Below are 26,030 nucleotides of genomic sequence, written 5' to 3'. Positions count from 1 at the left end.
CTAGCGACCCATGCCGATGGCCGCCAGCCGGTTGCCGGATGGCAGGCGGAACACCGACACCGCCTGTACCTGGTCGCTGGCCAGGGCCTTCAAGCTGCTGGCCGCTGCGGCCATCTGCTCCACCAGCGCGGCATTCTGTTGGGTGACCTGGTCCATCTGCTGCACCGCTTCGCCCACCTGGGAAACCCCGGCTGATTGCTCGTTGCTGGCGGCGCTGATCTCGCCCATGATGTCGGTCACCCGCTTGATGCTGGTCACCACCTCGGTCATGGTCACACCGGCCTTGTCCACCAGCACCGAGCCCTGCTCGACCCGCTCCACGCTGGCATTGATCAAGGACTTGATTTCCTTGGCCGCCTCGGCCGAGCGGCCGGCCAGGCTGCGCACCTCGCTGGCCACTACCGCAAAGCCGCGGCCTTGCTCGCCCGCGCGGGCCGCCTCGACAGCGGCATTCAAGGCCAGGATATTGGTCTGGAACGCAATGCCGTCGATGACGCTGATGATGTCGGAGATCTTCTTGGAGCTCTCGTTGATGCCCTTCATGGTCTCCACGACCTGGCCGACCACGTTACCGCCCTGCACGGCGATGGTGGAGGCGCTTTGGGCCAGTTGGTTGGCTTGGCGGGCCGAGTCGGCGTTTTGCTTGACGGTGGAGCTCAGTTCCTCCATCGACGCCGCGGTTTCTTCCAATGCACTGGCTTGCTGCTCCGTGCGCATCGACAGGTCATTGTTGCCCTGCGCAATCTCCGCACTGGCCCCGGCTACGCCCTCACTGCCACCTCGGACGGTGGACACCACGTCGACCAGGTTGGATTGCATGTCTTTTAGGGCGGCGAGCGCCATGCCGGTCTCGCTCCTGCCAGTGCCGTCAATCTGCAGTGTCAGGTCGCCGCCGGCCACGCTGCGCGCAATGTCCACCACCTGGTTCAAGGGCACGGTGATGGCCTTGATCAAGGTCCATGCGATGGCGCTGCCCACGGCAATCGCCAGCGCCACAACGACGCTGAACAACACAATGGTCTGCTGGTACTGCAGAGCGGCGCGGTCGTTCTCGGCCTTGGCCTCCTTGAGCTGGATGTCCACCAGTTTGTCGACGGCGGTACTGAGCGGGTCCACGGCTTCGTACAGCGGCTTGATCATGCTGCTGACCTTGTCCTTGTCGCCTGACTCCATGGCCGCACGCACCTGGGCGATGACGGGTTGCACCTTGGTCATCAGGTCCGCCGTCTGGGCCACGCCGCGCTTTTCTTCTTCGGTCAATGAGGTTCCGGTGTAGGCCTTCCATTGCTCAGCGGCCTGCGTGACGGCCTCGCTGACCAGCTTGACGCCGGCCTTGGCGTCTACGACACCGGCCGACACTTTGTTGGTGGCATCGACCATGCCCACCGCATAGGCGTCGGCCACACCCTTGAGCTGTTTGAGTGGCACCACCCGGTCGTCGTAAATCGTGGAGATGGATTGGTTGGTGCTTTTAACTTTGAGGAAACCAAAGCCGGCCATCAATGCCACCATGGCCACCAAGATGGCAAAGCCAATGGCCAGACGCGACGCGATTTTCATGTTTTGCAGATCCATAACGACTCCTCGTTTTGTTATGTGTAAAACTTTGTAGCGCTTTGACAGGCTAGCACCGCCGTGCGGGCCTGCCTAGGGGGCCAGGCCTATCTTTGCAAATCTGCGGCAGGCGCGCGCCGCCAACGTTGCGCGTGTGCCGCACAATCGGTGCCCATGAAAACCATTCGACTACGCGCCGGCAAAGAGCGCTCCCTGCAGCGCCGCCACCCCTGGATCTTTGAATCAGCCATCGCCAAGGGCGGCGGCGACAGCGGCGAGACCGTGCGGGTGGAGTCCGACAGCGGCGCCTTCCTGGGCTGGGCGGCGTTCAGTCCCCAATCCAAGATCCGCGCCCGGGTCTGGAGCTTTGATGAGGCGCAGCGCATAGATGCTTCATTTTTTATAGCGGCTATTCAAGATTCTACGAGGGCTAGAGCCCGATTCGATATACAGAGCAACGGCGTGCGACTGGTCCATGGCGAGTCCGATGGCCTGCCAGGCTTGATCGTGGACCGCTATGGCGACACGCTGGTGGCGCAGTTCCTCAGCAGTGGTGCCGAGCGGTGGAAGGATGTGCTGGCCGACGCGCTGTTGGCTGAGACGGGCCTGACCAAGCTGTACGAGCGCTCCGACGCCAGCAGCCGTGGATTGGAGGGCCTGCCCGAGGTGAAGGGCTGGCTGCGCGGCGGTGACGCCAGCACCCCCACCGATTTTGTGCTGCAAGAGCACGGCTGGCAATTGGGCCTGTCCATCGCCGACGGCCACAAGACCGGTTTCTATCTGGACCAGCGCGACAGTCGCAAGAAGTTTGCCGACTACGCGCAGCGCCTGGGCTTTCAGCGGGTGCTCAACTGCTTTTGCTACACCGGCGGTTTTACCGTGGCGGCGCTGGCCGGGTTGCGGGCCGGCGGCTTTGGTGGGGCGCATGTTACGTCCATCGACTCCTCGGGTGCGGCGCTGGCCCAGGCCCGCGCCAATGTGGAACTCAACGGCATGGGCGCGGATCAAACCACTTTTTTGGATGCGGATGTGAATGCCTCCTTGCGCCAGTTTGCGGCCGAGGGCCGCACGTTCGACGCCATCGTGCTGGACCCGCCCAAGTTCGCCCCCACGGTGGCACACGCCGAGCGCGCAGCCCGCGCCTACAAGGACATCAATCGACTGGCCCTCAAATTGCTGGAGCCGGGGGGCGTGTTGTTCACCTACTCCTGCTCGGGCGGCATCAGCGCCGACCTGTTCCACAAGATCGTGGCGGGGGCCGGCTCGGACGCTGGTGTGGATGGCTACATCTGCGAACGCATGGGTGGCGCGCCAGACCACCCGATGACGATTGCCTTTCCAGAGGGCGAATATCTGAAGGGGCTTGTCGTCATGCGTAAGTGAGGCCTCTTGAATTGACCAGTACACTCCCCACCTGCTGAATTTTGGATTCCCCCATGAGTTTGATCCCCGCCACCATCCTGACCGGCTTTCTGGGTTCCGGCAAAACCACCTTGCTCAAGCGCGTACTGGGAGAGGCCCATGGCCAGAAGATCGCGGTCATCGAGAACGAGTTCGGCGAAGAAAACATCGACAGCGACATCCTGGTCACCGACACTAAGGAGCAGATCATCCAGATGAGCAATGGCTGCATCTGCTGCACGATCCGTGAAGACTTGCGCGCCACGCTGCGCGACCTGGCCGAGAAGAAGCGCAAGGGCGAGCTGGACTTTGAACGCGTCGTCATTGAAACCACCGGCGTGGCCGACCCCGGCCCGGTGGCCCAGACCTTTTTCATGGACGATGAGATCGCCGAGTCCTATTTGCTGGACTCCATCTTGACGCTGGTGGACGCCAAGCATGCTGAGCAGCAGCTCAATGATCGCCAGGAAGCGCGCCGCCAGGTGGGTTTTGCCGACCAGATTTTCATCAGCAAGACCGATCTGGTGTCCAAGGACGAGACCGATGCACTGATGCACCGCATCAAGCACATGAACCCCCGGGCGCCGCAAAAGGCCGTGCACTTTGGTGAGGTGGCCTTGAGCGAGGTGTTTGACCTGCGCGGCTTCAATCTGAATGCCAAGCTGGACATCGACCCGGACTTCTTAAAGGACGACACGCACGATCACGGCCATGACCATGACCATGACCATGATCACGAACATGGCGAGCATTGCGATCACCCTTCGCACCAGCATGAAGGGCATGGTCACGCCCACCACCATCACCATGATGACGACGTCAAAAGCTTTGTCTTCAAGTCCGACCGGCCCTTCGATCCGGCCAAGCTGGAAGACTTTTTGGGCGCCATCGTCAACATCTACGGCCCGCGCATGCTGCGCTATAAAGGGGTGCTCTATATGAAGGGCACGGACCGCAAGGTGATTTTCCAGGGCGTGCACCAGTTGATGGGCAGCGATCTGGGGCCACAATGGGCCGACGGCGAACAGCGGTGCAGCAAAATGGTGTTCATCGGCATTGACCTGCCCAAGGACATCCTGCTGCAAGGAATGGAGCAGTCTTTGGTCTGAGTGTTTGAGGGTTGGTGAGCGTCAGGGATTTGCCGAACGGTTTAGAAATATTATTCTCAGATTGAAAGCCAAATGATTGTCTCGATTTTGCAACGTATGGGTTTTACCAAGGGGAAGCCTGTACACTCGCGCGCCGGAGAAGTCCAGCCAAAAAAGCCCGCCAAGGGCAAGGCTGGGTTAGCAGGCCCCACCGACCATGCGCAGGAGATTTCTGCCAGGAGACACGAAGTGAACGCTAAATCTGGAAAAGACAGCAAGGCTGCGGCCGCCAAGACCAAGGCAACGGCAGTTGCCAAGCCCAAAGGAAAACCTGCCCCCAAACCTGCCCCTAGTAAGTCCAGCAAACCCGTCGCGAAAGCAGCCAGCAAGGCAAGCGCCAAACCTGCTGCCAAACCGGCAAGTGCTTCCAAAGTCGTCAGCAAACCGACAGCCAAACCAGTCAGCAAGACAAGCACCAAACCGGTAGCGAAAGCAGCCCCCGCAAAAACTCCAAAACCCGTCGCGAAAGTCAGCGCAAAATCAACGGCCAAGCCGACTGCCAAAGTCGCAGCCAGCAAAGCCGTGGTGGCCAAGAAGCCCAGTCCATCGGACTCCAAAGCCGCTGTTTCCAAAACCCGGGCTGTAGCCAGCCCAGCTTCCACTCCCGTTTCCAAAACGTCAGCCCAGCCAATGCAGACCACTGTTTCCTCTAAGTCCAAATCCCCTGTGGCCGCGCCGGCGCCCGTCGAAAAAATCGTTGCTGCGGCCGCACCCGCTGCCAGCGCTGCTCCTGCCAAGGCCGGACGCCCATCCACCCGTCTGGCGCAATTGACCGTTCCGTCGATGGCGCAGTCGGTGGCCTCGACCGCCGCAAAAGCCAGCTATACGCAATCCGCGCCAACGCCTATCATTGTTCCAGCCTTGCCGTCCTCCATCAAAAAAGACCCCAAGCTCGCCAACAACTGGAAAACAACTGCCGTGGCTGAATTGACCGATGCGGAATTGATGGCCATGCCCGATTCCGAATACATGAACGCCGTGCAATTGGCGGCCTTCCGCCTGAAGCTGACCAAGCTCAAGGCCGATATTCTCAACAGTGCTGGCGAAACCACGGAACATCTGCGCGAAGACACCTCGGTGGTGCCCGATCCGGCCGACCGCGCCACGATCGAGGAAGAGCATGCGCTGGAGCTGCGCACCCGTGACCGTGAACGCAAGCTCTTGAAAAAGATCGAGCAGTCCATCGGCCGCATCGACGCCGGTGACTATGGTTACTGCGATGAAACTGGCGAACCCATTGGTGTAGGCCGCTTGCTGGCACGCCCCACAGCCACGTTGTCGCTGGAAGCCCAGCAACGCCGGGAACTCAAACAGAAGATGTTTGGGGATTGATAACAGCCGCTGCGATGACACGCTTCGTTCGGTAAACTGAGCACATGGCCACCAAAAGCGATCGCCCCGGATTGTTGTCCAAGATGGCAATGTTCGTCCGCAATCCGACCAAGGACTGGTCGGAGTTGGAGCGCCCGCAACCGGACCAGGACAGCAGTTTCGACAAGCAAGTGCTCAAGCAGATGATTGAGCGCAAGCGCCAGAACGACTTCATCCGCAAACGCGAGTTCGACCAGTTGCGCAAGCTGCGCAGCCGCGGTGTGTCGGCTGTTGCAGGCATGGGCCGGCCGTCGGTCTTTCAGTCCAGCATGGCAACCGACCCCGACGGGCGTGCGGTCACATTGAAGAAAATCGATGAGATCGAAGCCCAGATGTCCAAGCAATGGTGGAAGGGCAAGCAGGATGCGGCCAACGCCCAAGGCGCGGGCTTTCCGGTGGCCAAGCCCGAGTCATCCGAGCCCACGGAACCAGCACCGGTCGACGCGATGCCCAAAGTGTCGGCGAAATCCATCTCGGAGCAGTTCGATTCGACCACCTCGTCGGACTTGAACACCGCTGACGCGGCCGCCGCTGCCGCCGACTTCAAAGCCACCGAAATGGGCGACGGCATGGAGCCCCTGCCGCAACGTTCGCCTGCTGCGGCCAAGCCCCGGCCTGGCGTGGGACAAATACCGATTCTGGGGACGCTGGCACAAAGCTACGACGGAGCGGAGCATGGTTTTTCGACGTCCAAGCTGTTCGCCATCGACGTGGAAGACATGGCCACCGACCCCGAGCTGGAAGAGGCCGCCATCCGTTTTGCCAATGGCGACGACGAAGGCGCCGAGAGCGGCCTGTTGACGGCCTTGCGCGGTGACGCCCTGATGCCCGAGGTCGCCCAGTCCTGGGTGGCCGCCTTGTTGGACCTGTACCGTGCCACGCAAGACCGCGCGCGGTTTGACCAGGCCGTAGCCGAGTTCGCGTACCGCTTTGAGACCGTGACCCCGCAATGGAGCACCATAGGCGAAGCCCCCGCGCCCGCCGTGAGCGTGGCGCCGGTGCCGCAGGAGCCCACCCCGCAGCGTGCCAGCCGCGACTACTCGATTGGTGCGATCTGGAGCAGCCCGGGCGACCTGGATGCCGCGGCCCTGGAGGAGTTGCGCGATGCCATGGCCTCCAATCCCACGCCCTGGCACCTGGATTGGTCCCGCCTAGTGCATATCACCGCCGATGCCATGCCGTTGATGGCCGGATTATTCGGCAGCTTGTGTGACGAGCCAGTCGCCCTGCGCTTCAGCGGTTCGCAACAACTGGTGGATACGCTGCGCACCATGATGCCCTCGGGCGATCAAACCGTCAGCCCCGATTGGTGGGCGATGCGGCTCAATGCGCTCAGAACCCTGCAATTGCACGACGATTTCGAACTGGCCGCACTGGACTATTGCGTGACCTACGAAGTGTCGCCGCCGCCCTGGCAGGAGGCCCGTTGCGAATACGTCAACATCGAAGCCGAGGAAGAGGCCGCTGCGGCAGCGGCGGCTGCCTCTGCAGGCGCCCCATCCACCCAGCCCAGCACCTGGAATTCGGGCTTCGCCCAGGCACCGACGGCGCCCATTGGGCTCGATGGCTCGCAGGCGGTCAATCTGGAGTTGACGGGTAGTGTGTTGGGCGATGCTACCCATGCCTTTGATGGTTTCGAGGCCGCGGAGCACCGTGGCGACGGCATTGTGGTGTCGTGCAAGGGCCTGGTGCGCGTGGACTTTTCCGCCGCCGGCAGCATCCTCAACTGGGTGGCCATGCGCGAGGCCGAAGGCTGCCATGTCCAATTCCGCGACGTGCACCGCCTGGTGGCCGCCTTCTTCAATGTGATCGGCATCAACGAGCACGCGCGCGTGCTGCCACGTCCGATCTGATTTTTCCTCTTTTCTTTTTTAGGTTTGCCATCCATGGAAGCCTTTCACGGCACGACCATCATCAGCGTGCGGCGCAAGACGGCCGACGGCTACAGTGTGGCCATAGGCGGTGACGGCCAGGTCACACTGGGCAATATCGTCGTCAAGGGGTCTGCGCGCAAGGTCCGCAAGCTCTACCACGGCAAGGTGCTGGCCGGCTTTGCTGGTGCCACGGCCGACGCCTTCACCTTGTTCGAGCGCTTCGAAGCCAAGCTGGAAAAGCACCAGGGTCACCTGGTGCGGGCTGCGATCGAACTGACCAAGGACTGGCGAACCGACCGCGTGCTGCGCCGCCTGGAGGCCATGCTGGCTGTGGCCGACAAGGATGCATCCCTGATCATCACCGGCAATGGCGATGTGCTGGAGCCCGAGAACGGCATCGTCACGATAGGCTCGGGTGGCGCCTACGCGCAAGCGGCAGCGGTTGCGCTGCTGAAGCACACCGAACTGTCGGCACCCGACATCGTCAAGCGCTCTTTGGAGATTGCTGGTGAGCTGTGCATTTACACCAATATGCACCACACCATCGAGACCCTCGGCGAAGCCGGCTAACACCCAAGCCGCGTGTGAAGCGGCGCTTTTCCTCTTGAACAGACTATGACGCCCCAGGATATCGTCGCCGAGCTCGACAAACACATCGTCGGCCAATCGCAGGCCAAGCGTGCTGTGGCCATCGCTTTGCGCAACCGTTGGCGCCGCCAGCAGGTGGCCGGTGAATTGCGTGGCGAGATCACCCCCAAGAACATTTTGATGATTGGCCCCACCGGCGTGGGCAAGACCGAGATTGCCCGCCGTTTGGCGCGCCTGGCGGATGCGCCCTTCATCAAGGTCGAGGCCACCAAATTCACCGAGGTGGGCTATGTGGGGAAGGACGTGGACTCCATCATCCGTGACCTGGCCGACATTGCCGTCAAACAGACCCGCGAGGCTGAGAAACGCAAGGTGCGCGCCCGCGCAGAAGACGCGGCGGAAGACCGTATCCTGGACATCCTGATTCCCCCGGCGCGCAGTGATTTCGGCTTCGCCAGCACCGAAGAGCAACAGCCCAGCGCCGCGCGCCAGACCTTCCGCAAGAAGCTGCGTGAGGGCCAATTGGCCGACCGCGAAATCGAGATTGACGTGGCCCAGCCTGCCCCTCAGCTGGAAGTCATGGGGCCGCCGGGCATGGAAGAAATGACCGAACAATTGCGCGGCATGTTTGGCCAGATGGGCCAGGCCAAGCGTCAGAAACGCAAGCTCACCATCCGTGAGGCCCAAAAGCTATTGGTCGACGAAGAGGCCGCCAAGCTGGTCAATGAGGATGAAATCAAGGCCCAGGCCATCCACATGCTGGAGCAAAACGGCATCGTCTTCATCGACGAGATCGACAAGGTCACGTCGCGCAGTGAGGGTAGTGGCGCCGAAGTCTCGCGCCAGGGCGTGCAACGCGATTTGCTGCCACTGGTGGAGGGCACATCGGTGTCCACCAAGTACGGCGTCGTCAAGACCGACCACATCCTGTTCGTCGCCTCGGGCGCGTTCCACCTGAGCAAGCCCAGTGACCTGATTCCCGAATTGCAGGGGCGCTTCCCCATCCGCGTAGAACTACAGTCGCTGTCGGTGCAAGATTTCGAGGCCATCCTGCTGCAGACCCATGCCTCTTTGGTCAAGCAGTACCAGGCCCTGTTGGCGACCGAACAGGTGGCGCTGGATTTCACGGCGGATGGCATCACGCGGCTCGCGCAAATCGCCTTCGAGGTCAATGAACGCACCGAGAACATCGGTGCACGTCGCCTGGCCACGGTGATGGAGCGTCTGCTCGACGACGTGAGTTTTGACGCCACCCAGTTGGTGGGCCAGACCGTGCGTATCGATGCTGACTACGTGAATACCCGCTTGGGCGAGCTCAGCCAAGACGAAGACCTATCGCGTTACATCTTGTGACACCTTGGGCTGCTGTCGGTCTGCAGCCCCACTGACAGCTATTTTCTGGCGTTGCTTCTCAAGCGTTACTTTCAGTGCCTGCGCTAAGTCCTTAATTTAGAACAGGTTTTGTCGCAAATTTTGCTTCAAAATCGCTTCTAAGTCCTTGATTTCATTGGAAAAAATTCTCGTTTGCCCTCTTGCGGTCTTCACTTTTGCTGATACAGTGCAAAAAAGTGCAAATAAGTGGTGAAAAGTGTCTTTAAACGGAGCTTTTTGCCTGTCCGTGCAGGAAAAGGTGGTTTTTGGTGTTTCAAGGGGCTTCGTCTCTCAGTCTGGATGCAAAGGGTAGGCTCTCCGTGCCAACCCGGCACCGTGACGTCCTGAGCGCGACGGCAGCCGGCCAACTGACCATCACCAAGCATCCCCACGGCTGCCTGATGGTGTTTCCCCGCCCCGAGTGGGAAAAATTCGCGGCCCGCATTGCGGCCCTGCCCATGGACGCCCAGTGGTGGAAGCGCATCTTCCTGGGCAATGCCATGGATGTGGAAATGGATGGCACGGGCCGCGTACTGGTGTCACCCGAGTTGCGCGAGGCCGCAGGCATTGCCAAGGACACCGTGCTGCTGGGCATGGGCACCCACTTTGAACTGTGGGACAAGGCCACCTACGACGCCCAGGAAGCCAAGGCCATGCAAGCGGCCATGCCCGATGTCTTCAAGGACTTTTCCTTCTAAGGCTGGACGGTGGAAACTCCATGGAACCATGCCACCGTATTGTTGAACGAAGCTGTGGATGCCTTATTCAACAATGTCGCGGACCCATCGGCCACCGAGGCTGACGGCACCTATGTGGACGCCACCTTCGGGCGCGGCGGCCACTCCCGTTTGATTCTGTCGCGCCTCTCCTCCGTGGGGCGCCTGATTGCGTTTGACCGAGACCCCGAAGCGGTGGCCCAGGCCCATGCCATTGCGGACGAGCGCTTCTCCATCCGGCACGAGGCCTTCTCGCATGTGGCAGAACTGCCCAGCGCCAGTGTGAGCGGCATTTTGATGGATCTGGGCGTGAGCTCACCCCAGATCGACAACCCGGTTCGCGGGTTCAGCTTCCGCTTTGACGGACCGCTGGACATGCGCATGGATACCACGCGTGGTGAGAGTGTGGCGCAATGGCTGGAGACGGCTGAAACCAATCAAATCGCGGAGGTGATACGTGAATATGGTGAAGAACGGTTTGCTGGCCCCATTGCAAAGGCGATTGTTGCTCGCCGACAGGAACGGGGCCCAATTTCAACCACCACCGAGCTGGCCCAACTCGTGGCTGACACGGTCAAAACCCGCGAGCCGGGCCAGAACCCTGCAACGCGCACATTTCAGGCTTTTCGGATTTTCATCAACGCCGAGCTTGAGGAGTTGCAACAAGCGCTAGAAGCCTGCCTGCATGTGCTGCAGCCGGGCGGGCGCATGGCGGTCATCAGCTTCCACTCCCTGGAAGACCGCATCGTCAAGCAATTCATCGCCAAGCACTCCCGTGACAGCTACGACCGGCGCACACCCTTTGCGGCGCCCAAGGTCATGAAGCTCAAGGCCCTGGACCGCATCAAGCCCACCGAAGCCGAGGTCAGTGCCAATCCGCGCGCACGCAGCGCCATCATGCGCGTGGCGCAGAGGACCGCAGCGTGATTCGGCTCAACCTGGTGTTGCTACTGGCTGTTTTGGTCAGCGCCATTTACTTGGTCAGCGTGCAGTACGACTCGCGCCGCCTGTTCACCGAACTGGACAAGGCCAAGACCGAGGCGCACCGCCTGGAGTTGGAGAACGAGCGCCTGCAGGTGGAGAAGCGGGCCCAGACCACGCCGGCCCGTGTGGAGCGCATTGCACGCGAAAAACTGCAGATGAGCCAGGCCAAACCCGGCATCACCACCTACGTCAGTTATTCCGAGACCGTGGCCGCTGTCGACCCCACGGCGCCTACCCGGTCTGTGCCAACCGCCAGTGGGGTGGCTCCATGACACGCCGCGGGGTGCAATACACGTCCAGCCCCTTGTTGGCCAGCCGCACACCGGTCTGGCGCAGCAAGCTGGTCGTGGGCGCTATTGCGCTGGCCTTCTGCGGGCTGGCTGCCCGCGCGGCCTACATCCAGGTTGTGGCCAATGACTTCTTCCAGCACCAGGGCGAGGTGCGCTTTGGCCGCACACTGGACCTGCCGGCCAACCGCGGCCGCATCCTGGACCGCAACGGGCTGATCCTGGCCTCCAGTGTGCCGTCGCCCAGCATTTGGGCCATCCCCGAAGACGTGGACATTGACAAGCCCCGGCTGCAAAAGCTGGCCAAGCTCTTGGACATGCCCGTGGCCGAGCTGTCCAAGAAATTCGATGACGACGACAAGACCTTTGTGTGGGTCAAACGCCAGGTCGACGAGGCTGTTGCCAAGCAGGTGGCCGAACTCAACATCAAGGGCATCTACCAGCGCAAGGAATACAAGCGCCAATATCCCGAGGGTGAGTCAGCCGTGCACGTGGTGGGCTTCACCAATGTCGAAGACAAGGGCCAGGAGGGCGTGGAGCTGACCTTCAACCAGGAGCTGGCCGGCCGCAATGGCTCGCGGCGCGTCATCAAGGACCGCCTGGGCCAGGTGGTTGAAGATGTGGGCAACCAGATCCCGCCCGTGGATGGCAAGGACCTGCAGCTCAGCATCGACAGCAAGGTCCAATTCTTCGCCTACCAAAAGCTGCGTGATGCCGTGCTGGAGAACAAGGCCAAGGCCGGCAGCGTCGTGGTCCTCGATGCCAACACCGGCGAAGTGCTGGCCCTGACCAACTACCCCAGCTACGCACCGGACAAGCGCCGCAACTTGACCGGCGAGCAGCTGCGCAACCGTGCGCTCACCGACACCTTCGAGCCGGGCTCGGTGATGAAGCCCTTCACAGTGGGCCTGGGGCTGGAGACCGGTCGCGTCACGCCGCAGACCATCATCGACACGACGCCCGGACGCATCACCATCACCGGTTCCACGATCTCGGATTCGCACCCCAACGGCGTGTTGACCGTGGAGGGCGTGATCCAGAAGTCCAGCAACGTGGGCACGACCAAGATCGCGATGCAGATGCAGCCCCATGAAATGTGGGAGCTGTTCACCCAGGCTGGCTTTGGCCAAAAGCCGCAAGTCAGCTTCCCTGGTGCCGTGTCCGGCAAGCTGCGCCCCTACAAGACCTGGCGGCCGATCGAGCAGGCCACCATGTCCTATGGCTATGGCCTGTCGGCCTCGCTGTTTCAGATGGCGCGTTCCTACACCGTGTTTGCACGCGATGGCCAGATCATCCCGGTCACGTTGACCAAAAATGCCGACACCGCGCCCGGCGTGCAGGTGTTGTCGGCCCGCACAGCGGGCCAGATCCGCAAGATGCTGCAAATGGCGGCCGGCCCTGGCGGCACGGGCCAGAAGGCGCAGACCATTGGCTACTCCGTCGGCGGCAAGTCGGGCACGGCCTACAAGCAAATCGGCAAGGGCTACGGCACGGACAAGAACCGCAAGTACCGCGGCTGGTTCGTCGGCATGGCGCCCATCGACAACCCGCGCATCGTGGTGGCGGTGATGATTGATGAGCCGACCAATGGCAAGTATTTCGGTGGCGATGTCGCTGCGCCGGTCTTTGCCGAGACGGTGCAGCAAACGCTGCGCATCATGGGCGTGCAGCCGGACATTGCGGTGAAGCCGCAAATTGTTGCGCAGGCGGCGGAGGAGAGCTTCTGATGCAAGAACTCCACACCCCCGCCCAAGCGGCCCAGTGGCTGCGCCAACGGGTCAGCGGCACGTTGCAGTCGGACAGCCGCAAGCTGGCTGCTGGCGATGGTTTCATCGCCTGGCCTGGCGCGGCGGTGGATGCGCGCCGGTTTGTGCCCGCCGCCTTGCAGCAGGGCGCGAGCGCCTGCCTGGTGGAGCGCGAAGGCAGTGCTACCTGGGCCCTGCAGGGTGACCAGGTGGCCAGCTACGAGGGTCTGAAGGCCGATACCGGTGCCATCGCCGCGGAGTTCTTTGACCACCCGTCCCGTGCGCTGAAAGTTGCAGCCGTCACGGGCACCAATGGCAAGACCTCCACCGCCTGGTGGTTGGCCCAGGCTCTATCTGCTCTGCCGGATGCGCAGGCGCTGCCCTGCGGCATGGTGGGTACGCTGGGTGTGGGCCGCCCGCCCGCTGCCGGTAGCGCCGCTGGGTATGCATCCTCCGTAACCTCCACCGGGCTGACGACGCCCGACCCCGTGCTGCTCCAACGCACGCTACGCCAATTTGTGGATGAGGGCCTGAAGGCCTGCGCCATGGAGGCCTCGTCGATTGGCATCGAAGAACACCGCCTGGCCGGCACCCACATCGATGTGGCGCTGTTCACCAACTTCACGCAGGACCACCTGGACTACCACGGCAGCATGGAGGCCTACTGGCAGGCCAAGCGCCGGCTGTTTGCATGGCCGGGGCTGGCTAGTGCCGTTGTCAATGTGGATGATGCACAGGGCGTGGCCCTGGCGGACTCGTTGAAGACGACCAGCATAGACGTGTGGACGGTGTCCTGCCAGCGCCAAGCCCGCTTGCAGGCACGCGCCATTGCCTACAACACGCAAGGCCTGTGCTTTGAGGTCGTGGAGGGCGCGGCCAGCCAGTTGCTGCAAACCCGCACCATCGGCACCTACAACGTGTCCAACCTGCTGGGCGTCATCGCCGCCATGCGGGCTCTGGGTGTGCCGCTGGCCGCGGCGGTGCAAGCTTGTAGCGCGCTGCACCCGGTGCCAGGCCGCATGGAATGCCTAGGCGAGGCCGGTGAGCCCCTGGTGGCCGTGGACTATGCCCACACGCCTGATGCGCTGGGCCAGGCCCTGGCTGCGCTGCGGCCGCTGGCGACCCAGCGCGGTGGTCGGCTATGGTGCGTATTCGGTTGCGGTGGCGACCGCGATACGAGCAAGCGCCCGCTGATGGGTGCCATCGCCGCGCAAAAGGCGGACCAGGTGGTGGTGACCAGTGACAACCCCCGCACCGAAAAGCCCGAGTCCATCATCGCGCACATCCTGCTGGGCCTGTCGCCCAACCCCTCGGTGGACGTACAACTGGACCGCGCCCTGGCCATTGCCGATGCGGTGGCGCGAGCGGCACCCAATGACGTGGTTCTGCTAGCCGGCAAGGGCCATGAGGACACACAAGAGATCGCAGGTGTCAAACACCCGTTTTCGGACCACGCCCATGCCCAGCAAGCGTTGCGCAAGCGCGCAACACAGGCTGCATCGGAGGCACAAGCATGAGCGGGATGCTGCGCGTGGACCAACTCACCCCATGGCTGGCAGACGCGCGCCTGCTGGGCGACGGTGCGCGCTGGGTGCAACGCGTGCACACCGACACCCGCACGCTGGAGCCGGGGGACCTGTTCGTCGCGCTGAAGGGCGAACGCTTTGATGCCAACGCCATGCTGGCCGAAGCCCAGCAGCATGGCGCCGTGGCCGCACTGTGCCACCCCGGCGCAGACCGCAGTGGCATCACCGATATGGCCTGCGTGGAAGTGCCCGACACACGGTTGGCAATGGGTGCTCTGGCCCAGGCCTGGCGTGCGCAGTTCACGCTGCCTGTGATTGCGGTCACAGGCAGCAACGGCAAGACCACGGTGACCCAGATGCTGGCGTCCATCCTGAACGCCTTCCGTCCTAATGAGGGCGCGCTGGCGACCCGCGGCAACCTGAACAACGACATCGGTGTGCCCATGACGCTGCTGCGCCTGCGCGCGACGCACCAGATCGCCGTCGTGGAGCTGGGCATGAACCACCCCGGCGAGATTGCGGCCCTGGCGGCCATGGTGCAGCCCACGGTAGCCTTGGTCAACAACGCCCAGCGCGAACACCTGGAATTCATGCACACCGTGCAGGCCGTGGCCGAGGAAAACGGCAATGTGCTGTGCGCCCTGGGTCCACAGGGTGTGGCCGTGTTCCCGCGCGATGACGACTACACCGCGGTCTGGCAAAAGCTTGCGGGCGCACGGCGCGCCGCCACCTTTGCGCTGGACGCGGCATCCGGGACCGATGCCATGGCCTGCGTGCAGGCACAGTGGGTGGCCGGGGCTTGGCAGGTCCATGCCCAGGGCATGGGCTGCGAACTGCGCTACCGCCTGGCCATTGCCGGGCGGCACAACGTCAAGAATTCTCTGGCGGCTGCGACGGCCGCGCTGGCGGCCGGCGTCTCGCCCGAAGCGGTGGTACAGGGCCTGCAGGCTTTCGAGCCCGTCAAAGGGCGGTCCAAGGCGTTGCTGCTGTCGGTGCAGGGCGGCGCGATCACGCTGGTGGACGACACCTACAACGCCAACCCCGACTCCGTGCGCGCCGCCATCGACGTGCTGGCCGATCTGCCCGGCCCGCGCCTGCTGGTGCTGGGCGATATGGGCGAGGTCGGCCACCAAGGCCCGCAGTTCCATGCCGAGGCCGGACACCACGCCAAGGCCAAGGGTATAGAACAGGTATTGGCGTTGGGTGAACTGGCGCAGGCCGCGGTCAATGCATTCGGCACCGGCGCACAGCACTTTGACACCGTGGAGGCGCTACTGGTCCGCGCCCAAGCAATCCTGCCCGGCATCAGCAGTGTGCTGGTCAAGGGCTCGCGCTTCATGCGCATGGAGCGTGTGGTGCAGGCCTTGCAGGCTGCGGCTACCGAGCCCCCTTCTTCTCAGGAGGCACCGCATGCTGCCTGATCTTTCCTTCGGAGTGTTGCCATGTTGCTGAGTCTGGCCCAATGGCTGCAAACCCTGTCGCCGGATTTTGGCTATTTCCGGGTGTTCCAGTACCTGACCTTCCGGGCGGTGATGGCCGCCATGACGGCCCTGCTGATCGGTCTGGCCGCCGGCCCCTATGTGATTGGACGTTTGCGCGAGCTCAAGATCGGCCAACCCATCCGCGGCTATGGCATGGAAACCCACCTGAGCAAGAGCGGCACACCCACCATGGGCGGGGCGCTGATCCTGTTGGCCATTGCCATCTCCACGCTGTTGTGGGTGGACCTGAGCAACCGCTTTGTGTGGATCGTGCTGCTGGTCACGCTGGGCTTTGGCGCCATCGGCTGGGCCGACGATTGGCGCAAGGTGGTGCGCAAAGACCCCGAAGGCATGCGCTCGGGTGAGAAGTATTTCTGGCAATCGGTCATCGGCCTCTTGGCCGCGCTGTACCTGGTGTTCAGCATTTCTGAAAACTCCAACCTGCGGGTACTGGAGTTGTTCCTGAACTGGGTGGCTTCGGGCTTTGACGTCAACCTGCCGCCCAAGGCCGGCCTGCTGCTGCCCTTCATCAAAGAGGTCAGCTACCCGCTGGGCGTGCTGGGCTTTGTGATCCTGACCTACCTGGTCATCGTGGGCTCCAGCAATGCCGTCAACCTGACTGATGGGCTCGATGGCCTGGCCATCATGCCGGTGGTCATGGTTGGCTCGGCGCTGGGCGTGTTTGCCTACGTGACCGGCAGCTCGGTGTATTCCAAGTACCTGTTCTTTCCCCATATTCCGGGCTCGGGTGAGTTGCTGGTCTTCTGCGCCGCAATGGCCGGTGCCGGTCTGGCGTTTCTGTGGTTCAACACCCACCCGGCGCAGGTCTTCATGGGTGATGTGGGGGCACTGGCGCTGGGGGCTTCGCTGGGCACCATCGCCGTCATCGTGCGCCAGGAAATCGTGCTGGCCATCATGGGTGGCATCTTTGTCGTCGAGGCCCTGTCGGTGATGCTGCAGGTGACCTACTTCAAATACACGAAGAAGAAATTTGGCGAAGGCCGGCGCCTGCTGAAGATGGCGCCGCTGCACCACCACTTTGAGAAAAATGGTTGGAAGGAGACGCAGGTAGTCGTGCGTTTCTGGATTGTGACCATGTTGTTGTGCCTGGTGGGGCTGTCCACCCTGAAATTGCGATGAATCCCAACGATCCGCTGGCTAACCACCCTGACGACACGCCTCTGCCCGAAGGCGTGGGGGAGTCGCGCGTGCCAGTGGTCGTAGAGCAAGCCCCCGAGTTCCTGCAGCCCGAGCCCACGGAGCAGCCGGTGCAAGCCGCGGCACCTGCGCCTGCCGCTGAGCCCATGATGGACGTGCAGGAGGCCGTGGCCGCAGAGGATCTCGCTGGTGCGTCAGATGGTGCGCCGGAAGATGCATCCGAAGATGCCACGTCCGCCCAAGCGCAGCCCGAGCCTTCCGCCACTCCCGCGCCGGCCCCGGCCGAATCCACCCACCGCGGCCTGCCCACCACGCTGACGGCCGCGCGCGATGCGGCGGCCTTTGTCGCCGAAATCTTTGCCGAGACCAAGGCTGAGCAATCCACCCCCGCGCGGGGCATGCCCACGGCCGAGCGCGTGATGGAGAAGACGGCCGAGCCCGAAGCGGTGGCTCCTGCCGCCGACACACCGTTCGAGCCCCTGTCGGGCCAGAACATCCTCATCCTGGGCCTGGGTGCTTCGGGTCTGGCCATGGCGCGCTGGTGCGTGCGTACCGGTGCGGCCAACGTCACCGTGGCTGACACGCGTGAGGCACCACCGCAATTGGCCACGCTGCGCCAAGAGCTGCCGCAGGTGCGCTTTGTGGCGGGCGCTTTCGACGCGGCCCTGGTGGAGGGGCAAGACCTACATGCCGTCTACCGTTCGCCTGGGTTGAGCCCCGAAGTAGTTGCTCCTGTTTTGGTAGCTGCACAAGCAAGCAATACGAGGGCTGGGGGCGAGTTGGATTTATATGCCATGGCGCTGCAAGCTTTACGTACCCACCGTGGGTATGTTCCAGCGGTGCTGGCTATCACCGGCACCAATGGCAAGACCACGGTGACCTCGTTGACCGGCCAACTGATCGCCCATGCTGGCAAGACCGTGGCCGTGGCTGGCAATATCGGCCCTACGCTGCTGGATACGCTGAGCGCCCATCTGGATGCGGACACCCTGCCCCAGGTCTGGGTGCTGGAGCTCTCCAGCTTCCAGCTCGATGGCGTGACCGGTTTCGAGCCTACGGCCGCCGTCGTGCTCAATGTGACGCAGGACCACCTGGACTGGCACGGCAGCATGGCGGCCTATGCCGGCGCCAAGGCACGCATCTTTGGTGCCACGGGCCTGTTGGTGCTGAACCGCGACGATGCCGCCGTGATGGCCATGCTGCCCCAACCGGTGCGTGCCAAGTTGCAAAAGCCGGTGGAGCGTACCCACACCACCTTCGGCACCGATATGCCGCAACGCCCGGGTGACTTCGGCATCGAAGAACTCAATGGCATGGTCTGGCTGGTGCGCGCGCTGGAGGCTGACGAGACCCGCCGCAAACGCAAGGAAGCGGTAGAAGAGCTGCACTTCCAGCGCCTGATGCCGGCCGACGCGCTGCGCATACGCGGGCGCCACAACGCCAGCAATGCCCTGGCGGCGCTGGCCCTGTGTGCAGCGGCCGGTTGCTCGCTGGCACCCATCCTGTTCGGCCTGCGCGAATACCGCGGCGAGCCCCACCGCGTGGAGCCGGTTGGCATCTTGAACGATGTCGAATTCTTCGATGACAGCAAAGGCACCAATGTCGGCGCTACGGTCGCTGCGCTGCAAGGCCTGGGCGCGGACCGCAAGATCGTGTTGATACTGGGCGGCGAGGGCAAGGGCCAGGACTTTGCGCCGCTGGCCGCACCGATTGCCCGCTATGCCCGCGCCGTGGTGTTGATCGGCCGCGACGCGCCGCTGATTCGCCAGGCGATAGAAGGCCACACCGATGTCCCGCTAGTGGATGCCGAATCCATGGCCGCGGCCGTGGTCGCGGCCAACCAGCGTGCCCATGCGGGTGATGCCGTGCTGATGTCGCCGGCCTGCGCCAGCTTCGACATGTTCGACAACTACGAGCACCGTGCCCGCGTGTTCGTGGATGCGGTGCGGGATCTGGCGTTGGCCGCCGGGGTGGATCTGGAGAGTCTTGCATGAGCATAGCCGTGCAGTCCCTGTCCAAGTGGTTCTCGGCCCGCATGGCGCCGGCCACACGGGCGCTGCCGGTGCGCCTGGGCGGACGGGGCTCGTTTGCGGCGACTACGTCCGTGCCGCAGGTGCGCGGCTTTGACCAGCCCTTGGCCTGGGTGGTCGTGGCCTTGCTGCTGTGGGGCTTGGTGATGGTGTACTCCGCGTCCATTGCGATGCCGGACAACCCCAAGTTCGCCAAGTACACGCACACCTACTTCCTGGTGCGCCACGCCATGTGGGTGGCCATGGCCTTTGTGGCCGCGCTGATCGCCTTCCAGGTGCCGGTATCGGTTTGGGAGAAGTATGCCCCCTGGCTGTTTGTTGCCTCCCTGGTGCTGCTGATTGCGGTGCTGATACCGGGCCTGGGCAAGGTGGTCTATGGGGCACGGCGTTGGATCTCCATGGGGCCGTTGAGCTTCCAGCCATCCGAGCTGGCCAAGTTTGCGGTGCTGCTGTATGCGGCCGACTACATGGTGCGCAAGATGGACGTGAAGGAACGTTTTTTCCGCGCCGTGCTGCCCATGGGTGCGGCCGTTGCCATCGTGGGCCTGCTGCTGCTGGCCGAGCCGGACATGGGCGCCTTCATGGTGATCGCGGTCATTGCCATGGGCATTCTGTTCCTGGGGGGCGTGAATGCCCGCATGTTCTTCCTGATTGCCACCGTGCTGGTGGTGGCATTCAGCCTGATGATTGCCTTGTCCGAATGGCGGCGTGAGCGTATTTTTGCCTACCTGAATCCTTGGGACGAAAAGTTGACGCTGGGCAAGGGCTACCAGTTGTCCCACTCGCTGATCGCCATCGGGCGGGGCGAGATTTTTGGCGTGGGCCTGGGCGGCAGTGTGGAAAAGCTGCACTGGCTGCCCGAGGCCCATACCGACTTCTTGCTGGCAGTCATCGGCGAGGAATTTGGCCTGGCCGGCGTCATCGTCGTCATCGCCCTGTTCCTGTGGCTGACCCGCCGCATCATGCACATCGGCCGCCAAGCCATCGCGCTGGACCGCGTGTTCGCGGGGCTGGTGGCGCAGGGCGTGGGTATCTGGATGGGCTTTCAGTCTTTCATCAACATGGGCGTGAACCTGGGGGCGTTGCCGACCAAGGGATTGACGCTGCCGCTGATGAGCTACGGCGGGTCGGCGATCTTGATCAATATGGTGGCGATTGCGGTCGTGCTGCGCATTGACTTTGAAAACAGACAACTCATGCACGGAGGCCGTGTATGAGTTCAAACCAAAAGTGCGCACTGATCATGGCGGGCGGAACCGGTGGCCATATCTTCCCCGGCCTGGCCGTGGCACATGCGTTGCGCGAACGCGGTTGGCGCGTGCACTGGTTGGGCGCGCCCGACAGCATGGAGAGCCGCCTGGTGCCGGCCAAGGGCTTTGAGCTGGAAACGGTCAATTTCTCGGGCGTGCGCGGCAAGGGCCTGCGCACCCTGCTCACGCTGCCATTGCGGATGGCGCGCGCGCTGTGGCAAAGCGCCCAGGTGCTGCGCCGCGTCCAACCCAATGTGCTCGTGGGCTTGGGCGGCTATATCACGATGCCTGGCGGCATCATGGGCGCGCTGATGGGCAAGCCGCTGGTGCTGCACGAGCAGAACTCGATTGCCGGCATGGCCAACAAGGCGCTGGCCGTGGTGGCGCGCCGTGTCTTCAGCGCCTTCCCGCAAGTTTTGTCCAAGGGGCAGTGGGTGGGTAACCCGCTGCGGGCCGAATTCCTGACCCAGCCCGCACCCGAGCAGCGCTTTGCCGGCCGTAGCGGCCCGCTGCGCGTGCTGGTGGTCGGCGGCAGCCTGGGTGCCCGCGCACTGAACACCGTGGTGCCGCAGGCGTTGGCCCTGATCCCCGAAGCCGAGCGCCCCATCGTGACCCACCAGAGCGGCGAGAAACAGATCGCTGAGTTGCGCGACAACTACACCGCAGCCGGTGTGCAGGCCGAGTTGACGCCCTTCATCGACAACACGGCCCAGGCCTTTGCCGATGCGGACTTGGTGGTCTGCCGTGCCGGCGCCAGCACCGTGACTGAGATCGCTGCCGTGGGCGCGCCGGCCTTGTTCGTGCCCTTCCCCTCGGCGGTGGACGACCACCAGACCCACAACGCCCGTTTCCTGGTGGACCAGGGCGGTGGTTGGCTGGTGCCGCAGAGCGAGCTGACACCCCGGGTGTTGGCCGATATGCTACAAAAAACTGAGCGCGCCACGTTGCTGCAACGAGGGCTAGCGGCCAAAAAGATGCAAAGGCTTGGCGCCACGGATGCCGTGGTGGCCGCCTGTGAGGAGTTGTGCGCATGAAGCACGCGATCAAACATATCCATTTCATCGGCGTGGGCGGCTCCGGCATGTCGGGCATTGCCGAAGTGCTGTGCAACCTGGGCTACATCATTTCAGGCTCCGACCTCAGCGACAGCGCCACTCTCAAGCGCCTGGCCGGCCTGGGCATCAAGACCTTTGTGGGCCATGCACCTGAGAACGTGACCGGGGCCGATGCCGTGGTCACCTCCACCGCCGTGCAAAGCGACAACCCCGAGGTGCTGCGGGCGCGCGAGCTGAAGATACCCATCGTGCCGCGCGCGCTGATGCTGGCCGAGTTGATGCGCCTGAAGCAAGGCATTGCCATTGCCGGCACGCACGGCAAGACCACCACCACGAGCCTGGTGGCCAGCGTGCTGGCCGAGGCCGGACTGGACCCCACTTTCGTTATCGGCGGGCGCCTCAACAGCGCCGGTGCCAATGCGCGCCTGGGGCAAGGCGACTACATCGTTGTCGAGGCGGACGAATCCGATGCGTCCTTCCTGAACCTGCTGCCGGTGATGGCCGTGGTGACCAATATCGACGCCGACCACATGGAGACCTACGGCCAGGACTTCGGCCGCCTGAAGAAGGCCTTTGTCGACTTCCTGCACCGCATGCCGTTCTACGGCGTGGCCATTTTGTGCACGGACGACGTCGCGGTGCAGGAGATCGTGGAACAGGTCACCTGCCCGGTCACCAGCTACGGGTTCAACGAGAACGCCCAGGTGCGGGCCCTCAACGTGCGGGCCGTCGGTGGCCAGATGCACTTCACGGTGCAGCGCCGCAATGGCGTGGTGCTGCCCGACCTGGACGTGGTGCTCAACCTGGCCGGCATGCACAACGTGCTGAACGCGCTATCGGCCATTGCCGTGGCCGTGGAGCTGGGCATCCCCGATGCGGCCGTGCAAAAGGCCTTGGCGGAGTTCAAAGGCGTGGGCCGGCGCTTCCAGCGCTATGGCGATCTGCCACTGGCCGGTGGTGGCGTTGCCACCGTTATCGACGACTACGGCCACCACCCGGTGGAAATGGCGGCCACGCTGGCCGCGGCGCGCGGTGCGTTTCCGGGCCGACGTCTGGTGCTGGCCTTCCAGCCGCACCGCTTCACCCGCACGCGGGATTGTTTTGAAGATTTCGTCAAGGTCATGGGCCAGGCGGATTCCGTGCTGCTGGGCGAGGTCTACGCCGCCGGCGAGGCACCTATCGTTGCGGCCGACGGCCGCGCCCTGGCCCGCGCGGTGCGCATCGCCGGCAAGGTGGAGCCCATCTTCGTCGACGACATCGCGGCCATGCCGCAGGCGATCGTAGACAACGCGCAGGCCGGCGACGTGATCCTGTGCATGGGTGCGGGCTCCATCGGTGCAGTGCCTGGCAAGGTGGTTGATTTGCTACAAATAGGAGAGCAAACTGTGCAGGAGGGACGAGGGCTATGAGCCAATTCGGTAAAGTGGCAGTGCTGATGGGCGGCTCGTCTGCCGAGCGGGAGGTGTCCTTGATGTCGGGCAGTGGCGTGCTCAAGGCCTTGCAGTCCAAGGGTGTGGATGCCCACGCCTTTGACCCGTCCGAGCGCGACATGTCAGACCTCAAGCGCGAAGGTTTTGCGCGCTGCTTCATCGCACTGCATGGCCGCCACGGTGAAGATGGCTCGGTTCAGGGCGCGTTGGAGTTGCTGGGCATTCCCTACACCGGCTCCGGTGTCATGGCTTCCAGCATTGCGATGGACAAGGTCATGACCAAGCGCATCTGGCTGGCCGAGGGCATACCCACACCGCGCTACCAGTTGCTGCGCCGGGGCGCGTTCGAGCGCCGCCAGGTGGTCGAGGTGCCAGATACCTTGGGCCTGCCTGTCATCGTCAAGCCGGCACGCGAAGGCTCTTCCATTGGCGTGACCAAGGTGATGGGCTATTCCGGTATGACCGATGCCGTCGAGGCCGCAGGCAAGCTCGATGCCGACATCCTGTGCGAGGAATGCATCGAGGGGGACGAAGTGACCTGCCCGGTGCTCGGCACGGGCGACGCGGCGCGCGCGTTGCCGGTCATCCGCATCGTGGCGCCGGAAGGCAATTACGACTACCAGAACAAGTACTTCACCGACACCACGCAGTACTTGGTGCCTTGCGGTCTGCCGCCGGGTGAAGAAGAGGCCATCCAGGCCCTGGTGCTCAAGGCCTACCGCGTGCTGGACTGCCGTGGCTGGGGCCGGGTGGACGTGATGATAGACGGCAAGACCCGCAAGCCCTATCTGCTGGAGGTCAACACTTCGCCCGGCATGACGGGCCATTCGCTGGTGCCCAAGTCGGCGCAGGCCGCAGGCATTTCGTATGAGGACCTGTGCGTGCAACTGCTGGCAACCGCCGCGCTGGATACGGAGGTGCACGGATGAATCCGACGGTGGCCACCCCCTTGGACGTGAGGCTGATGAACCTGACCGCTGCGGTCTTGTTCGTGGTGGCGCTCGTCCTGGTTGGGCTGGCTACCGCACGGTGGGCGGCGCGCCTGTCGCTCTTCGACATCAAGGGCATTGTGGTGACCGGCGATGTCAGCCACAACAACGCCGTCACGTTGCGGGCCAATGTGGCGCCGCGCATATCGGGCACCTTCTTCAGCGTGGACCTGTCGCGCGTGCGCGCGGCGTTCGAGGCCGTGCCCTGGGTGCGCCAGGCCATGGTGCGCCGCGAGTTCCCCAACCACCTGCATGTTGTCTTGCAGGAGCACCAGGCGGTGGCCTATTGGGGCAGCGAGGGCGAGCCACGCCTGATCAACAATTTTGGCGAGGTGTTCGAGGCCAATGTGGGCGAGGTCGAGCAGGACACGCTGCCCCGCCTCAACGGGCCGCAAGGCCAGGGCACCGAGGTGCTGGCCATGTACCGCGCCATCGAGCCCTTGTTTGCCCATATGGACATGCCGGTGGATGAGTTGGAACTGTCCAGCGGCGGCAGTTGGCGCGTGCAGTTGGACACCGGCGCCAGCATCGAATTGGGGCGCGGTGGCGCGGCCGACGTGACAGCCCGGGTGCGCCGCTTCCTGCAGACGCTGACCCAGGTCACGTCGCGGTACGGGCGGCATGCCAATGCGGTGGAGTCGGCGGATTTACGGCATGACAACGGGTATGCGATCCGTTTGCGTGGTGTCAGTACGACCCCTGCGACGGCAGTGGTGACTCCCAAGAAAAAATAGCAAGCAAGCAGCGAAAGACGAAACAACAGGTAATCGATATGGCAAAAGAGTACAAAGACCTGGTCGTAGGACTGGACATCGGCACCGCCAAGGTCATGGTGGTGGTGGCCGAGGTATTGCCCGGTGGTGAGCTCAAGCTGGCCGGCCTGGGTGTGGCGCCCAGCAATGGCATCAAGCGTGGTGTGGTGGTGAATATTGACGCCACCGTGCAAAGCATCCAGCAGGCCCTGCGCGAGGCTGAGTTGATGGCCGACTGCAAGATCACCCGTGTCTACACCGGCATCACCGGCAGCCATATCCGCGGCATCAACTCCAGCGGCATGGTGGCGGTGAAGGATCGTGAGGTGACGGCCGCCGATGTGGCGCGTGTCGTGGAGACGGCCAAGGCCATCAACATCTCGACCGACCAGCGCCTGCTGCTGGTGGAGCCGCAGGAGTTCATCATCGATGGCCAGGACGTCAAGGAGCCTATCGGCATGAGCGGCATCCGCCTGGAGGCCAAGGTGCACATCGTGACCGGCGCGCAAAGCGCGGCCGAGAACATCATCAAATGCGTGCGCCGCTGCGGCCTGGAAGTGGAGCAGTTGATGCTGAATCCGCTCGCATCCAGCCTGTCGGTGCTGACCGAAGACGAGCGCGAACTCGGGGTGGCCCTGGTGGACATTGGCGCCGGCACCACCGACATTGCCATCTTCACCAATGGCGCCATCCGCCACACGGCCGTGATCCCGATTGCCGGTGACCTGATCACCAGCGATATCGCCATGGCCTTGCGCACGCCGACCAAGGACGCTGAAGACATCAAGGTCGAAAGTGGCCATGCCAAACAATTGCTGGTGGACCCTGAGACCCAGGTGGAAGTCCCGGGCTTGGGTGACCGCGGCCCGCGCATGCTGAGCCGGCAGGCGCTGGCTGGTGTCATTGAGCCGCGCATTGAAGAAATTTTCAGTCTGGTCAACCAGGTCATGCGCGAGTCGGGCTACGAAGAGGTGTTGTCCTCTGGCATCGTGCTGACCGGCGGTAGTTGCGTCATGCCGGGCATGGTGGAGCTGGGTGAAGACATCTTCCTCAAACCCGTGCGCCGCGGCGTGCCCAAGTATTCCAGCGCGCTGGCCGACATGGTGGCTCAGCCGCGCGCCGCCACCGTGATGGGTCTGCTCGAAGAGGCCCGCGTGGCCCGCATGCGCGGCTACAAGGTGGCACAGAAAAACGGTTCGATGAAAACAGCATTTGGATCGGTCAAAGACTGGTTCATCGGGAACTTCTGACCATGGAAAAAAAGATGTGGCTAGCAAGGGGAAGCCCGCACGAGCGATGGCCCAGCACGGGCCCTCCACC

The 26,030-nt window shown here is 63.3% G+C and carries 22 protein-coding genes; 20 read left to right on the top strand and 2 right to left on the bottom strand.

The genetic code is table 11. The features are described from left to right. The gene (locus AC07OO_RS06345; RefSeq protein WP_495081200.1) at nt 1–1,575 is read right to left on the bottom strand and encodes a methyl-accepting chemotaxis protein; all 1,575 of its coding nucleotides are present in this window, start codon (nt 1,573–1,575) and stop codon (nt 1–3) included. Between the two features lie 153 nt (nt 1,576–1,728). Between AC07OO_RS06345 and AC07OO_RS06340 the strand changes: the two genes are divergently transcribed. Both AC07OO_RS06340 and AC07OO_RS06335 read left to right on the top strand, forming a co-directional pair. Beyond that, complete coding sequence (locus AC07OO_RS06340) at nt 1,729–2,937, top strand: class I SAM-dependent rRNA methyltransferase (protein ID WP_495081199.1); 1,209 nt, start codon at nt 1,729–1,731, stop codon at nt 2,935–2,937. A gap of 53 nt (nt 2,938–2,990) precedes the next feature. Next, nucleotides 2,991–4,064, top strand: a complete 1,074-nt coding sequence (locus AC07OO_RS06335; protein WP_495081198.1) for a CobW family GTP-binding protein — start codon at nt 2,991–2,993, stop codon at nt 4,062–4,064. Between the two features lie 56 nt (nt 4,065–4,120). Here AC07OO_RS06335 and AC07OO_RS06330 read toward each other — a convergent pair whose 3' ends face one another. Further along, on the bottom strand, nt 4,121–4,636 hold the full coding sequence (locus AC07OO_RS06330; protein ID WP_495081197.1) for a hypothetical protein: 516 nt from the start codon (nt 4,634–4,636) through the stop codon (nt 4,121–4,123). Between AC07OO_RS06330 and dksA the strand changes: the two genes are divergently transcribed. From dksA to ftsA, 18 genes are all read left to right on the top strand, one after another. Then, the gene (dksA, locus tag AC07OO_RS06325; protein ID WP_495081196.1) at nt 4,629–5,435 is read left to right on the top strand and encodes an RNA polymerase-binding protein DksA; all 807 of its coding nucleotides are present in this window, start codon (nt 4,629–4,631) and stop codon (nt 5,433–5,435) included. The two genes, AC07OO_RS06330 and dksA, sit on opposite strands and share 8 nt — an antisense overlap. Before the next feature lie 44 nt (nt 5,436–5,479). Continuing rightward, complete coding sequence (locus AC07OO_RS06320) at nt 5,480–7,327, top strand: STAS domain-containing protein (RefSeq protein WP_495081195.1); 1,848 nt, start codon at nt 5,480–5,482, stop codon at nt 7,325–7,327. Between the two features lie 33 nt (nt 7,328–7,360). Beyond that, nucleotides 7,361–7,918, top strand: coding sequence for an ATP-dependent protease subunit HslV (hslV, locus tag AC07OO_RS06315; RefSeq protein ID WP_495081194.1), 558 nt, complete (start codon nt 7,361–7,363; stop codon nt 7,916–7,918). Nucleotides 7,919–7,963: 45 nt separating this feature from the next. Beyond that, nucleotides 7,964–9,289, top strand: a complete 1,326-nt coding sequence (gene hslU, locus AC07OO_RS06310; RefSeq protein ID WP_495081193.1) for an ATP-dependent protease ATPase subunit HslU — start codon at nt 7,964–7,966, stop codon at nt 9,287–9,289. A gap of 287 nt (nt 9,290–9,576) precedes the next feature. Further along, nucleotides 9,577–10,005 (top strand): division/cell wall cluster transcriptional repressor MraZ, encoded by a 429-nt coding sequence (gene mraZ / locus AC07OO_RS06305; protein WP_495081785.1) that lies wholly within the window; start codon nt 9,577–9,579, stop codon nt 10,003–10,005. A gap of 9 nt (nt 10,006–10,014) precedes the next feature. Further along, entirely contained in the window at nt 10,015–10,950 is a 936-nt protein-coding gene (rsmH, locus tag AC07OO_RS06300) for a 16S rRNA (cytosine(1402)-N(4))-methyltransferase RsmH (RefSeq protein WP_495081192.1), read from the top strand. After that, nucleotides 10,947–11,279, top strand: a complete 333-nt coding sequence (gene ftsL / locus AC07OO_RS06295; protein WP_495081191.1) for a cell division protein FtsL — start codon at nt 10,947–10,949, stop codon at nt 11,277–11,279. Before rsmH ends, ftsL begins: the two co-directional genes overlap by 4 nt. Beyond that, complete coding sequence (locus AC07OO_RS06290) at nt 11,276–13,021, top strand: peptidoglycan D,D-transpeptidase FtsI family protein (protein ID WP_495081190.1); 1,746 nt, start codon at nt 11,276–11,278, stop codon at nt 13,019–13,021. The genes ftsL and AC07OO_RS06290 overlap by 4 nt, the downstream gene beginning before the upstream one ends. Continuing rightward, nucleotides 13,021–14,556, top strand: coding sequence for a UDP-N-acetylmuramoyl-L-alanyl-D-glutamate--2,6-diaminopimelate ligase (locus AC07OO_RS06285; RefSeq protein WP_495081189.1), 1,536 nt, complete (start codon nt 13,021–13,023; stop codon nt 14,554–14,556). Before AC07OO_RS06290 ends, AC07OO_RS06285 begins: the two co-directional genes overlap by 1 nt. A 5-nt stretch (nt 14,557–14,561) precedes the next feature. Beyond that, nucleotides 14,562–15,986: a UDP-N-acetylmuramoyl-tripeptide--D-alanyl-D-alanine ligase gene (locus tag AC07OO_RS06280; RefSeq protein WP_495081784.1), complete on the top strand. Its 1,425-nt coding sequence runs from the start codon at nt 14,562–14,564 to the stop codon at nt 15,984–15,986. 21 nt (nt 15,987–16,007) lie between these two features. Continuing rightward, nucleotides 16,008–17,186 carry a phospho-N-acetylmuramoyl-pentapeptide-transferase gene (gene mraY / locus AC07OO_RS06275; RefSeq protein ID WP_495081188.1) on the top strand — a complete coding sequence of 393 codons (1,179 nt, stop codon included), beginning with the start codon at nt 16,008–16,010 and terminating at the stop codon, nt 17,184–17,186. Continuing rightward, nucleotides 17,183–19,198, top strand: coding sequence for a UDP-N-acetylmuramoyl-L-alanine--D-glutamate ligase (gene murD, locus AC07OO_RS06270; protein ID WP_495081187.1), 2,016 nt, complete (start codon nt 17,183–17,185; stop codon nt 19,196–19,198). Before mraY ends, murD begins: the two co-directional genes overlap by 4 nt. Then, nucleotides 19,195–20,451, top strand: coding sequence for a putative lipid II flippase FtsW (ftsW, locus tag AC07OO_RS06265; RefSeq protein WP_495081186.1), 1,257 nt, complete (start codon nt 19,195–19,197; stop codon nt 20,449–20,451). The genes murD and ftsW overlap by 4 nt, the downstream gene beginning before the upstream one ends. Then, complete coding sequence (gene murG / locus AC07OO_RS06260) at nt 20,448–21,518, top strand: undecaprenyldiphospho-muramoylpentapeptide beta-N-acetylglucosaminyltransferase (RefSeq protein ID WP_495081185.1); 1,071 nt, start codon at nt 20,448–20,450, stop codon at nt 21,516–21,518. Before ftsW ends, murG begins: the two co-directional genes overlap by 4 nt. Then, a complete protein-coding gene (gene murC / locus AC07OO_RS06255; protein ID WP_495081184.1) occupies nt 21,515–22,948 on the top strand; it encodes a UDP-N-acetylmuramate--L-alanine ligase in 1,434 nt (477 codons plus the stop codon). Before murG ends, murC begins: the two co-directional genes overlap by 4 nt. Beyond that, a complete protein-coding gene (locus AC07OO_RS06250) occupies nt 22,945–23,898 on the top strand; it encodes a D-alanine--D-alanine ligase (protein ID WP_495081183.1) in 954 nt (317 codons plus the stop codon). The genes murC and AC07OO_RS06250 overlap by 4 nt, the downstream gene beginning before the upstream one ends. Next, the gene (locus tag AC07OO_RS06245) at nt 23,895–24,692 is read left to right on the top strand and encodes a cell division protein FtsQ/DivIB (RefSeq protein WP_495081182.1); all 798 of its coding nucleotides are present in this window, start codon (nt 23,895–23,897) and stop codon (nt 24,690–24,692) included. Before AC07OO_RS06250 ends, AC07OO_RS06245 begins: the two co-directional genes overlap by 4 nt. Nucleotides 24,693–24,730: 38 nt before the next feature. Then, entirely contained in the window at nt 24,731–25,960 is a 1,230-nt protein-coding gene (gene ftsA / locus AC07OO_RS06240) for a cell division protein FtsA (RefSeq protein WP_495081181.1), read from the top strand. Nucleotides 25,961–26,030: the final 70 nt, after the last annotated feature.

This window comes from Rhodoferax sp. GW821-FHT07G04 (genome assembly GCF_059418585.1).
Note: the sequence above shows the minus strand (reverse complement) of the source record. Positions and strands in the feature narration are given on the sequence as shown.

Bases quoted from the DNA above. Each gene is read 5' to 3' on its own strand.
- AC07OO_RS06345 (WP_495081200.1), bottom strand. From the start codon at position 1,575: ATGGATCTGCAAAACATGAAAATCGCGTCGCGTCTGGCCATTGGCTTT.
- AC07OO_RS06340 (WP_495081199.1), top strand. From the start codon at position 1,729: ATGAAAACCATTCGACTACGCGCCGGCAAAGAGCGCTCCCTGCAGCGC.
- AC07OO_RS06335 (WP_495081198.1), top strand. From the start codon at position 2,991: ATGAGTTTGATCCCCGCCACCATCCTGACCGGCTTTCTGGGTTCCGGC.
- AC07OO_RS06320 (WP_495081195.1), top strand. From the start codon at position 5,480: ATGGCCACCAAAAGCGATCGCCCCGGATTGTTGTCCAAGATGGCAATG.
- hslV (WP_495081194.1), top strand. From the start codon at position 7,361: ATGGAAGCCTTTCACGGCACGACCATCATCAGCGTGCGGCGCAAGACG.
- hslU (WP_495081193.1), top strand. From the start codon at position 7,964: ATGACGCCCCAGGATATCGTCGCCGAGCTCGACAAACACATCGTCGGC.
- AC07OO_RS06290 (WP_495081190.1), top strand. From the start codon at position 11,276: ATGACACGCCGCGGGGTGCAATACACGTCCAGCCCCTTGTTGGCCAGC.
- AC07OO_RS06285 (WP_495081189.1), top strand. From the start codon at position 13,021: ATGCAAGAACTCCACACCCCCGCCCAAGCGGCCCAGTGGCTGCGCCAA.
- AC07OO_RS06280 (WP_495081784.1), top strand. From the start codon at position 14,562: ATGCTGCGCGTGGACCAACTCACCCCATGGCTGGCAGACGCGCGCCTG.
- mraY (WP_495081188.1), top strand. From the start codon at position 16,008: ATGTTGCTGAGTCTGGCCCAATGGCTGCAAACCCTGTCGCCGGATTTT.
- murD (WP_495081187.1), top strand. From the start codon at position 17,183: ATGAATCCCAACGATCCGCTGGCTAACCACCCTGACGACACGCCTCTG.
- ftsW (WP_495081186.1), top strand. From the start codon at position 19,195: ATGAGCATAGCCGTGCAGTCCCTGTCCAAGTGGTTCTCGGCCCGCATG.
- murG (WP_495081185.1), top strand. From the start codon at position 20,448: ATGAGTTCAAACCAAAAGTGCGCACTGATCATGGCGGGCGGAACCGGT.
- murC (WP_495081184.1), top strand. From the start codon at position 21,515: ATGAAGCACGCGATCAAACATATCCATTTCATCGGCGTGGGCGGCTCC.
- AC07OO_RS06250 (WP_495081183.1), top strand. From the start codon at position 22,945: ATGAGCCAATTCGGTAAAGTGGCAGTGCTGATGGGCGGCTCGTCTGCC.
- AC07OO_RS06245 (WP_495081182.1), top strand. From the start codon at position 23,895: ATGAATCCGACGGTGGCCACCCCCTTGGACGTGAGGCTGATGAACCTG.
- ftsA (WP_495081181.1), top strand. From the start codon at position 24,731: ATGGCAAAAGAGTACAAAGACCTGGTCGTAGGACTGGACATCGGCACC.